Origin of the sequence: Curtobacterium sp. MMLR14_002 (genome assembly GCF_001864975.1) — a bacterium.
Lineage (GTDB): Bacteria > Actinomycetota > Actinomycetes > Actinomycetales > Microbacteriaceae > Curtobacterium > Curtobacterium flaccumfaciens.
In genome coordinates this window covers 67,282-78,031 of the sequence record NZ_MJGT01000001.1, presented here as the reverse complement: position 1 = coordinate 78,031, position 10,750 = coordinate 67,282, and the positions used below count along the sequence as shown (strand labels likewise).

Sequence of the window (10,750 nt, the reverse complement as noted above, 5' to 3'; positions counted from 1 at the left end):
GCCACGTGCCTCCCGGCCGCCGCGCCACGTGTCCACCGCCCCGCACGGCTGGTGCGAGCGTGCGGGCGAGCGCTCAGCGCGCGGCGCGCCGCCCGACGTCGTCGGTCTCGCCGACGAGGGCGTCGTCCGGCTCCACCGGCTCCGGCGACCGCTGCGGCACCCCCGCGCCGGCGGACCGACGCGCCCGCGCCGCTCGTGACGCCCGAGAGGACAACGACGGCCGCCCGGTCAACGGCACGCTGAGGGGCGTCCACCGGAACAGCTCGGTCACCGCGACGGACAGCACCAGCACGAGCACGTAGGTGACGAGCGTGAGCCACGGACGTGGCACGACGGCCTCGAGCCAGCTGTCGCCGTAGAGCAGGATCCAGATGACGAACGGGTGGCTCAGGAAGATGCCGAACGAGCGATCGGAGGCGTAGTCGACGAACCGGGCGGTCCGGCTCCCGGGGCGCCGTCGATCCGCCCAGGCCGCGCCGATCGCCAGGAACCCGACGAACACCGCGGTGCTCCAGACCACCTGGACCGGCTGCAGCGGCGTCCCCGCGGCGTAGAGGGACTGCCCGAGGCCCACCTGCAGCGCCCACACACCGAGGGTGAGCCCACCGACGCCGGCGAACGCCCACAGGACCGAACGGCGGTGGACCCGGATGAACCGCAGGAACGCGTCCGCGTGGTCGGCGGCGATCGCCCCCGAGACGATGAAGAAGACGTACGAGAAGAAGAACTGCTTCTGGTACCCCTGCATCCACGCGTCGCTCGCCGGGAAGTACTTGTACCCGGCGAACACCACCAGCTGGACCAGGAACGCCACGACCAGCACGGTCACGTGGTGCCCGCGGGTCCGGCGCACCAGCCAGACGATCACCGGCAGGAGCAGGTACACCTGCATCGTCACGAGCAGGAAGTACAGGTGGTACCACGAGGTGCCGGTGACGATGCCCTCGGCCGCGGTGCGCACCAGGTCCGGGACGTGACCACGGCGGGTCGGGCTCAGCAGCCACGCCGCCGCGACGTAGACGAACGACCACGCCAGGTACGGCACGCCCACGAGCAGGAACCGTTTCGGCCAGAACTGCGCCATCGGCCTCGGGCGCAAGGTGTAGCTGTACACGAGCACGAACGCGGTCAGCGAGAAGAAGACCAGCCGGGTGAAGTGCAGCAGGGCGAGCAGCGCGTTCAGCCCGACGTCGTCGGTGGCCGCGGTGTGGCTCGTGGTGTGCACCCCGATCACGCACGCGAACGTGAGGATGCGGAGCACGTCGACCTCGTACAGGTGCCGGGGCTTGCCCTCGGCCGTGCGCGTCGGCGTCTGCACCCCTGGCTCGTCGCCGGTCGACGCAGGGAACACGCGTGACGACCCGTTCACGAGGGTCGGGCCATGGTCCGGACCTTCGCGCGCTGCACCTTGCCGGTTGGCGCACGCGGCAGGTCGGGCACGACGATGACCTCGACCGGTTGGCGGAACCGGGTCAGGTGTGCCTCGGCCCGGGCAACGAGATCGGCCACGAGGGCTGCGTGGTCGACGGGTTCGTCGGGCTGCGGGATCACGTAGGCGATCGGGACGGCACCGAGCACGTCGTCGGGGCGGCCGACGACGACCGCCTCGAGCACGCGTGGGTCGCCGAGCAGGACGTCCTCGACCTCGGACGGGTAGACCTTCTCGCCACCGCGGTTGATGACGTCGTCGGAGCGTCCGGCCAGGGACACCCAGCCGTCGGTGCTGACGGACCCGACGTCACCGGTGTGCAGCCACCCGTCGGCGTCGAACCGCTCGGACGCGCGGCCACCCAGGTAGCCCCGGACGATCCCCTCGCCCCGCACCCACAGCGCACCGATCTCGCCGGCGGGCAAGAGCGAGCCGTCCTCGCCGCGGACCTGCACCTCGGACCCGACCGGGACCCCGACGGTGCCGGGCCGGGCCGGTTCGTCGAGCGGCGTCGCCGTGATCTGCGAGGCGCCTTCGGTCATGCCCCAGCTCACGACGAGCGGCACGTCGCCGAGGGCGGCGCGCACCGGGTCGGGCAACGGCGCCGACGCGCTGCGCACGAACCGCAGGCCCGGCGGGAACTCGAGCGGCCCGGTCTTCGCCAGTACGGCCAGGACGGCCGGGACGGCGTTCAGCCAGGTGATCCGTCGTTCCGCGAGCAGGTCCCAGAACCCGGTACGACGGAAGCGCCGGTCGAGCACGAGGGTCGCGCCGGCGACGAGCGTCGCAAGCAGTCCGACCACCTCGGCGTTGACGTGGAACAGCGGCAAGGAGTTGAACCCGCGGTCGTCCGGCACCAGCCGGTTGTGCTGCGCGACGGCCCGGGCGACGAACAGCAGCTGCGTCTCGGGCAGCTCGACGCCCTTCGGCGTGCCGGTCGACCCGGAGGTGAACAGCACGACGGACCCCTGGCCCGGCGCGTGCGGGCTGTGGGCGGGCAGGTCGCCGTCACGGACGGCGGTCGGGAGGAACGTGACCGGGTCGATCCCGCTCGCCGGTGCCCCGGGGACGGTCGCGTCCACCGCGCGGTCCGACACGACGATGGACGCTCCGCCGATGAGGTCGGCGAGACGGCCGGGCTCGGTGGCCGGCTGGCCGGTGTCGACGGGGATCGCGCGGCGACCGGAGGCGACGGCGCTCAGGTGCACGACCGCGAACGCGAGCGGGTCACCCACGTCGACCAGGACGGCACCCGACGGCGCGATGCCGATCGCGTCGAAGGTCCGCGACCAGGCGGTCACCGCGTCGTCGAGCGCGCGGTACGTGAGGACGCGCTCGGAGCGAGCGTCCTCGAGGAAGTGGCGCACGCTCCCGTCGGCCGCACGGGCCCGGATCAGCGAGCGCAGGTCGGGTTCATCACGAACGGGCTGCACGCAGGAAGGCTATTGCGCGACGCTATGAGCGGTCGGAGGGAACAGCGGGATCTGTGGAGAACCGGTGCAGCATCCACTGCCACAGCGGGAGCATCCGGGGGACGCCGTCACGGGTGAGCGGCGTCGAGTCCTTGATGATCAGGGAGTGCGCCTTGCCCTCGCCGCCGAGGTCGGTGAGGATCGCGTGCGGGTCCGCTCCGGCGAGTGGCGGTGCGGTGTCCGTCTCGAACGGCCCGGACACACCGCTCAGCCCGAGGACGTCCCACGAACCGGTGATGCGGGGGCCGAACGTGTCACGGACGTCGTCGATGGCGTACATCCGGTCCACCGGTGTCCGGCCCGGGCGGTCCATCCACGCTGCGTGTGCCGGCCCGCGGGACTCGACGGGTGACGAGAACATCAGCGCGCCGTGGACACTGCGGACGTGGGCGATGTACGCCGCCTCTCCGCCGCCCTGCGAGTGCCCGGCCACGACGATGTCGTTCCAGACGATGCGGTCGTCGCCCTGGACGAACCGCCCCCAGCCGCCGTCGGGGTCGTGGTCGTCGAGGTACGCGACGGCGTCCCGGAAGCGCGAGACGATCGACCCGGCCGGACTGACCGCACTGAACGCCGAGGGCCGCGTGCCGTCGAAGCGGTTCCGCTGCACCATGCCGTAGCAGCGTGCGTCGGCCTCACACGTGCCGGACAGGGTGCGGCCCAGGTTCCAGTAGTCGAGACCGAGCACGTGGTACCCGTCAGCCAGGGCGGCTCCGAGGAACCGCTGGTACTCCGCCGGACGGGATCGCGTCGCCGGCAGGAACAGCAGGAGCGGCCCGTCAGCCGAGGTGCGTGCGGCGAAGTCGTCACGGTTCGGGGTGAGCCGCTCACCGTTCACCGTTCCGAGCCGGAACCGGTGGAACTCCCCCTCGGGCCCGTGTTCGTCACCCGACGGCCGCTCGTGCACCGCGACCCGGCCGTTGTCCGCCACACGCTGGGCACCGAGGACGTTCGCGGCGACGAGCGAGGCGGCCCCGATCGCCACGAGGACGATCGCGGCGAGGACGAGCAGCAGGCGGTGGTTCATGGAGTGATCCGCGCCCACACCTCGTCAGCGGAGCGGATCGTCTGCTCGAGCGTCCCGGTGGCGTCGACGACGTGGTCGGCGAGGGCGAGACGGTCGGCATCGCTCGCCTGGGCGGCGACGCGACGCTCGGCCTCGTCACGGGGCATCCCGCGGTGCTCGACGAGCCGCTCGATGCGCTGCGCCGCGGGGGCGTCGACCACCACGACGGCGTCGAACCGGAGCGGACGCGCGCCGCGGGCCTCGGCGAGCAACGGCACGTCGTAGACCACCACGGCGTCGGGGTCGGCTGCCTCGGCGGCGTCGAACGCCTGCTGCGCGAGCCGCCAGACCTCGGGGTGCGTGATCGCTTCGAGGTCCTTCCGCGCCGCGGGGTCCGCGAACACGATCGACCCGAGCGCCGGCCGGTCGAGGGAACCGTCGGCGGCGATCACCGACGGACCGAACCGCTCGGCGACCTGTGCCAGGCCCGGGCTGCCCGGTGCCACGGCGTCCCGAGCCAGTCGGTCAGCGTCGACGACGACGGCCCCGTGCTCGGCCCAGCGCCGGGAGACGGTCGACTTGCCCGCGGCGATGCCGCCCGTGAGTCCGATGATGTGCACGGCAACAGGGTAACGACCCCGATGCCCGGAAACGCCGGAAGCCCGGCACCCTGTCAGGGGTGCCGGGCTTCCGGTCGGGACGAACCGCTCGATCAGTTGTTGGTCGAGCTGAGCTTCTCGCGGAGTGCAGCGAGCGACGCGTCGTCGGCCAGGGGGCTCGCGCCACCCGTCTCGCCGGCGAACGACGAGGTCGACGACGACGAGGAAGCCGTGGCCGGGAGGTCGAAGCCACCCTGCGCCTCGTCGGCGATGGTCTTCGCGACCTGCGCCTTGTGGGCTTCCCAACGCCCCTGGGCGGCCGCGTACTGGCCCTCCCACTCGGTGCGCTGCGTGTCGTAGCCCTCGAGCCACTCGTTGGTCTCCGGGTCGAAGCCCTCGGGGTACTTGTAGTCACCCTTGTCGTCGTACTCGGTCGGCATGCCGTAGAGCGCCGGGTCGAACTCGTCGCTCTCCGGGTCGACGCCCTCGTTCGCCTGCTTGAGGCTGAGCGAGATGCGGCGACGGTCGAGGTCGATGTCGATGATCTTGACGAAGACCTCGTCGTTGACCGACACGACCTGCTCGGCGAGCTCGACGTGCTTGTTCGAGAGCTCCGAGATGTGCACGAGGCCCTCGATGCCGTCGGCAACGCGGACGAAGGCACCGAACGGGACGAGCTTCGTGACCTTGCCCGGTGCGATCTGACCGATCGCGTGGGTGCGGGCGAAGACCTGCCACGGGTCCTCCTGCGTCGCCTTGAGCGAGAGCGACACGCGCTCGCGGTCCAGGTCGACCTCGAGGATCTCGACGGTGACTTCCTGACCGACCTCGACGACCTCGCTGGCGTGCTCGATGTGCTTCCAGCTGAGCTCGGAGACGTGGACGAGACCGTCGACGCCGCCGAGGTCCACGAACGCACCGAAGTTGACGATCGAGGACACGATGCCCTTGCGGACCTGGCCCTTGTGGAGGTTGTTGAGGAACGTCGTCCGGGACTCGGACTGCGTCTGCTCGAGGAGCGCACGGCGCGACAGGACCACGTTGTTGCGGTTCTTGTCGAGCTCGAGGATCTTCGCCTCGATCTCCTGGCCGAGGTACGGCGTCAGGTCGCGGACACGACGGAGCTCGATGAGCGAGGCGGGGAGGAAGCCACGGAGGCCGATGTCGACGATGAGACCGCCCTTGACGACCTCGATGACCGTTCCGGTCACGACGCCGTCGGACTCCTTGATCTTCTCGACGTCGCCCCACGCACGCTCGTACTGCGCGCGCTTCTTCGACAGGATGAGGCGGCCTTCCTTGTCCTCCTTCTGGAGAACCAGGGCCTCGACCTCGTCGCCGACCTCGACGACCTCGTTGGGGTCGACGTCGTGCTTGATCGAGAGCTCGCGCGAGGGGATGACGCCCTCGGTCTTGTAACCGACGTCGAGGAGGACCTCGTCGCGGTCGATCTTCACGACGGTGCCGGAGATGAGATCACCGTCGTTGAAGAACTTCAGGGTCTTCTCGACCTCGGCCAGGAAGTCATCAGCCGAACCGATGTCGTTGATGGCGACCTGCTTAGGAGCCTTGGTCGTAGTGGTTGTCATGTAGAGATTGCTCCGAACGGACATGAGTCGGGCCATGGCGTGCGGGGACTCGGCCCCCGTGGTGCACCGCCGTGGCGATTGATTGAGTGGCGCGGATTGCGCCGCACAAGTCTAACCGCACCGGCGGAGGCCCCACAACCGGGCGTGTCGACGGCGCGTCACCCGACCAGGGCGGTCCGCAGGGTGTCGAGGCCGATGCTGCCGAGGGAGAGCGCACGGTGGTGGAACGCCTTCAGGTCGAAGTCGGCTCCCTCGCGGGCGGCGACCTCGTCGCGGATGGACTCCCAGACGCGCTGACCCACCTTGTACGAGGGGGCCTGCCCCGGCCACCCGAAGTACCGGGCGACCTCGAACCGGACGAACGCGGGGTCCATGTTCACGTTCTGCCCCATGAAGTCGAGCGCGTACTCCCACGTCCAGCCGCCGCCGTCGGGGTTCGTCTTCTGCAGGTGCACGCCGATGTCCAGCACGACGCGGGCCGCCCGCATCCGCTGCCCGTCGAGCATGCCGAGGCGGTCCCCGTCGTCGTCGAGGAACCCGAGCTGCTCCATCAGCCGTTCGGCGTACAGCGCCCAGCCCTCGACGTGCCCGGAGGAGCCGGACAGCTGCCGGCGCCACGTGTTCAGTTCGCCGCGGTTGTAGACGCCCTGGCTGATCTGCAGGTGGTGTCCGGGGACACCCTCGTGGTAGACCGTCGTCTTCTCGCGCCAGGTGCCGAACTCGGTGACGCCCTCGGGGACGGACCACCACATGCGGCCGGCACGGGAGAAGTCGTCGGAGGGGCCGCTGTAGTAGATGCCGCCCTCCTGCGTGGGGGCGATCCGGCACTCGAGGCGACGGATCGGGTCCGGGATGTCGAAGTAGGTCCCGGCCATCGCGGCGATCGACGCGTCGCTCGTCTCCTGCATCCACCGCTGCAGGGCGTCGGTGCCGTGCAGGATCCGGGACGGGTCGGTGTCGAGCACCTCGATCGCCCGGGCGACGCTCGCGCCGGACTCGATGCGGTCGGCGATGCGCTCCTGCTCGTCCCGCATGCGCGCGAGTTCCTCGAGGCCCCACTCGTACGTCTCGTCGAGGTCGACGACCGCGCCGAGGAACCGGCGCGAGTGCAGCTCGTATGCTTCGCGACCGACGGCGTCGACGGGGGTGGCGAGCGGCAGCAGCTCGTGCTCCAGGAACTGGCCGAACGAGCGGTAGGCCGCCGCGGCGACCTCGGCACCGCGGTGCAGGTCTGCTCGGAGCGTCTCCGGCACGGGGCCGTCGCCCTCGAACGCCGCGGCGTCGGCCAGCTGACGGAACATCCCGCCGTCGGCGCCGGTTCGCGCCGCCTGCTCGGCGATGAGCGCGACCTGGCGCTTCGCCGGGGTGACGTCCTCGCGGGTGCCCTCGAGCAGGGTCTCGCGGATGCCCTCGAGCGCGTCGGGCAGCGCGTGCAGTCGGCTCGCGATGTCCTGCCAGTCGCCCTCGGTCGCGGTCGGCATCAGGTCGATGATCTCGCGGACCGACTGCGCCGGGCTCGCGATGACGTTGAGGTCACGGAGGTGCAGCTTGCGCTCGTACGACTCCTGCACCAGGTCCAGCTCGGCCCCGAGGTCGGCCTTCGTCACCTGGTCCACCGAGTCGACGGCGGGAGCGGCGTCGAGCGCACGCTTCGCACCGCGCGCGGCCTCGGCCATCGCGGCGGCGCCGGCGGGCGAGGTGTCGCCGTACTCCCCCGTGCGCCCCGGGACGCCGATGTAGGTGGCGGTCGTCGGGTCGAGGTCGACGAGGGTGGTGACCCAGTCCTCGGCGGCGCGGTCGACGGCGGATGGCTGGCGGACAGGACGCTCTTCGCTCATGCCCCGACCCTACCGACCCGCGGGTCGGCAGGACTCCCGAGCCGCCCGGGTCAGTGGGCGGCGCTCTCCCAGTTCGGCCCCACACCGACCGAGACGTCGAGCGGGACGGTCAGCTCGGCTGCGCTGCCCATCCGGGTGCGGAGGATCTCCTCGACACGCTCCTGCTCCCCGGGCGCGACCTCGAGGATGAGCTCGTCGTGCACCTGGAGCAGCAGGTGCGACTGCAGCTCGCCGTCGCGCAGGTCGTCGGCGACCCCGAGCATCGCGATCTTGATGATGTCGGCGGCCGACCCCTGGATCGGGGCGTTCAGCGCGGCGCGTTCGGCGTTCTCGCGCAGGACCCGGTTCGGGCTCTTCAGGTCGGGGAACGGGCGACGGCGACCGAAGATCGTCTCGGTGTAGCCGTCCTCGCGCGCCTGCTCGACGACGTTGCGCAGGTAGTCGCGCACCGCGCCGAAGCGAGCGAAGTACTCGGTCATCAGGGTGCGGGCCTCGGACTGCTCGATGCGCAGCTGCTTCGACAGACCGAAGGCGCTCAGCCCGTAGGCCAGGCCGTAGGACATCGCCTTGACCTTGGTGCGCATCTCGTTCGAGACCTCGGCCGGGTCGACGCCGAACACCCGGGCGCCGACGAAGCGGTGCAGGTCCTCGCCCTCGTTGAAGGCCTGGATGAGCCCCGGGTCGCCGGAGAGGTGCGCCATGATCCGCATCTCGATCTGCGAGTAGTCGGCGGTGACGAGCGTCGTGTACGGCTCGGCCACCGCGAACGCCGACCGGATCCGGCGACCGACGGCCGTCTTCACCGGGATGTTCTGCAGGTTCGGGTCGGTCGACGAGACCCGGCCGGTGCTCGTACCGGTCTGCTCGTAGCGGGTGTGGATGCGCCCGTCGACCACGGCGGCGTCGAGCGTGTCGACGATCTGCCGGAGCTTCGTGGCGTCGCGGTGCTGCAGCAGGAGCCCGAGGAACGGGTGCGGGTGCTGTTCCTGCAGGTCGGCCAGGCTCGCGGCGTCGGTCGAGAACCCGGTCTTGGTCTTGCGGGTCTTCGGCATCGCGAGCTCGGTGAACAGGACCTCCTGCAGCTGCTTCGGCGATCCGAGGTTGACCTCGTGCCCGATCTCGGCGAAGGCCTGCTGCGCGAGTTCGGCGGCGCGCTCCCCGAGTTCCTTCGACAGGCCGGTGAGCACCGGGCGGTCGATGCCGACGCCGATGGTCTCCATGCCGGCCAGCACCGACACGAGCGGCAGCTCGATGTCGTCGAGGACCTGCAGCGAGGACCCGTCGATCCGGGCGCGCAGGGCCGTGGTGACGCGGAGCACGAACCACGCGTGCACCCCGACGTTGACCGGGTCGGTCTCGGGGACCAGCTGGTTCGGGTCGGCCGTCGGCAGTTCTTCGCCGAGCTCCTGGTAGACGAGGTCGGACAGCGGCTGCCCCTGCTTGCCGGGCTGCGCGAGCCACCCCATGATCCGGGCGTCGCCCGCGATGCCGTTCACGACGAAGCCGGCGGTGCCGAGCGCCTTGATCGCGGCCTTGGCGTCGTGGAAGTGCTTCGGGGCGTCGGAGGCGAACCAGGCCGAGAGCTGCTCGTAGTCCTTCGCGCCGCTGCCGCCCGGTACCAGCACGGCGTCGTCGTGGGTCGCGATGCCGATGGCGCTGAGGCGTCCGTCGATGACCTCGACCGCGACGCCGTAGCCGTTCGCCGCCTCGGTGGCGTTGCGGCGTTCGAGCCAGTACCCGAGCTCTTCGTCGATCAGGGTCTTGACGGGCGGCGGGGTCGGCGCGCCGTCGGCGACGGTGCCCTCGGGCGCGGGCTCGGCGGGGTCGCCCGACCCGGCGACCTTGAAGACGCGGTCGAGCAGCGTACGGAACTGCAGCTTCGCGAAGAGCTCGCGCACCGCGGTCTCGTCGACCGGGCGGAGCGCGACGTCGGCGGGACCGACGGGCAGCTCGACGTCGGTGACCAGGCGGTTGAGCCGGCGGTTCCGGATGGCCCGGTCCTGCTGCTCGCGCAGGTTGTTGCCGACGACGCCCTTGATCTCGTCGGCGTGCTCGAGGACGCCGTCGAGCGACCCGTACTGGGTCACCCACTTGACCGCGGTCTTCTCGCCGACCTTGTCGATGCCGATCAGGTTGTCGCTGGTCTCGCCGACGAGTGCGGCGATGTCCGGGTACTGGTGGGGCTCGATGCCGTAGCGCTCGTAGACCTTGTCGCGGTCGTAGCGGGTGAGTTCGGAGACACCGCGGACGGACGGGTAGAGCAGCGTGACGTCGTCGTTGACGAGCTGGATCGAGTCGCGGTCACCGGAGACCACGTAGACCGTGAAGCCCTGGTCGGCACCCTGCTTGGAGAGGGTCGCGAGGATGTCGTCGGCCTCGTAGTCCTCTTTCGTGACGGTGGTGATGCCCATCGCCTCGAGCGCCTGCTGCAGGAGCGGGATCTGGCCCTTGAACTCGGCCGGGGTCTCGGAGCGGGTGCCCTTGTACTCGGCGTACTCGCGGGTGCGGAACGAGAACCGGGAGATGTCGAACGCCACCGCCAGGTGGGTGGGCTTCTCGCGCTGCAGGAGCATCAGCAGCATCGAGATGAAGCCGTGGATCGCGTTGGTGTGCTGCCCCTCGCGGTTCACGAAGCTGTCGACCGGCAGCGCGTAGAAGGCCCGGAAGGCGAGCGAGTGGCCGTCGATGACCATGAGGGTAGGCTTTGCGGAGTCCGACACCCGGACAGCCTACCGACGCCCGCTGACACGGAAGGTCGACGCAGACCGTGACCGACGACACCGCATCGACCACGATCGACCCCCGCATCGACGAACG

7 protein-coding genes are annotated in these 10,750 nt (G+C 70.7%); all 7 read right to left on the bottom strand.

Annotation, left to right across the window (positions count from 1 at the left end; all coding sequences use genetic code 11):
- Window positions 1-73: 73 nt before the first annotated feature.
- The 7 genes from BIU91_RS00360 to polA all read right to left on the bottom strand — a co-directional run bounded on the left by BIU91_RS00360 (window position 74) and on the right by polA (window position 10,626).
- On the bottom strand, window positions 74-1,318 hold the full coding sequence (locus BIU91_RS00360) for an acyltransferase (RefSeq protein ID WP_171907742.1): 1,245 nt from the start codon (window positions 1,316-1,318) through the stop codon (window positions 74-76).
- A 47-nt stretch (window positions 1,319-1,365) separates the two neighbouring features.
- Window positions 1,366-2,862: an AMP-binding protein gene (locus BIU91_RS00355; RefSeq protein ID WP_071403744.1), complete on the bottom strand. Its 1,497-nt coding sequence runs from the start codon at window positions 2,860-2,862 to the stop codon at window positions 1,366-1,368.
- 22 nt (window positions 2,863-2,884) lie between these two features.
- Window positions 2,885-3,928, bottom strand: coding sequence for a hypothetical protein (locus BIU91_RS00350; protein ID WP_071403743.1), 1,044 nt, complete (start codon window positions 3,926-3,928; stop codon window positions 2,885-2,887).
- On the bottom strand, window positions 3,925-4,527 hold the full coding sequence (coaE, locus tag BIU91_RS00345) for a dephospho-CoA kinase (protein WP_071403742.1): 603 nt from the start codon (window positions 4,525-4,527) through the stop codon (window positions 3,925-3,927). The genes BIU91_RS00350 and coaE overlap by 4 nt, the downstream gene beginning before the upstream one ends.
- Before the next feature lie 92 nt (window positions 4,528-4,619).
- On the bottom strand, window positions 4,620-6,095 hold the full coding sequence (rpsA, locus tag BIU91_RS00340; RefSeq protein ID WP_071403741.1) for a 30S ribosomal protein S1: 1,476 nt from the start codon (window positions 6,093-6,095) through the stop codon (window positions 4,620-4,622).
- Window positions 6,096-6,253: 158 nt separating this feature from the next.
- Entirely contained in the window at window positions 6,254-7,933 is a 1,680-nt protein-coding gene (locus tag BIU91_RS00335; RefSeq protein WP_071403740.1) for a DUF885 domain-containing protein, read from the bottom strand.
- A gap of 50 nt (window positions 7,934-7,983) precedes the next feature.
- The gene (polA, locus tag BIU91_RS00330) at window positions 7,984-10,626 is read right to left on the bottom strand and encodes a DNA polymerase I (protein WP_253183648.1); all 2,643 of its coding nucleotides are present in this window, start codon (window positions 10,624-10,626) and stop codon (window positions 7,984-7,986) included.
- Window positions 10,627-10,750 lie beyond the last annotated feature (124 nt).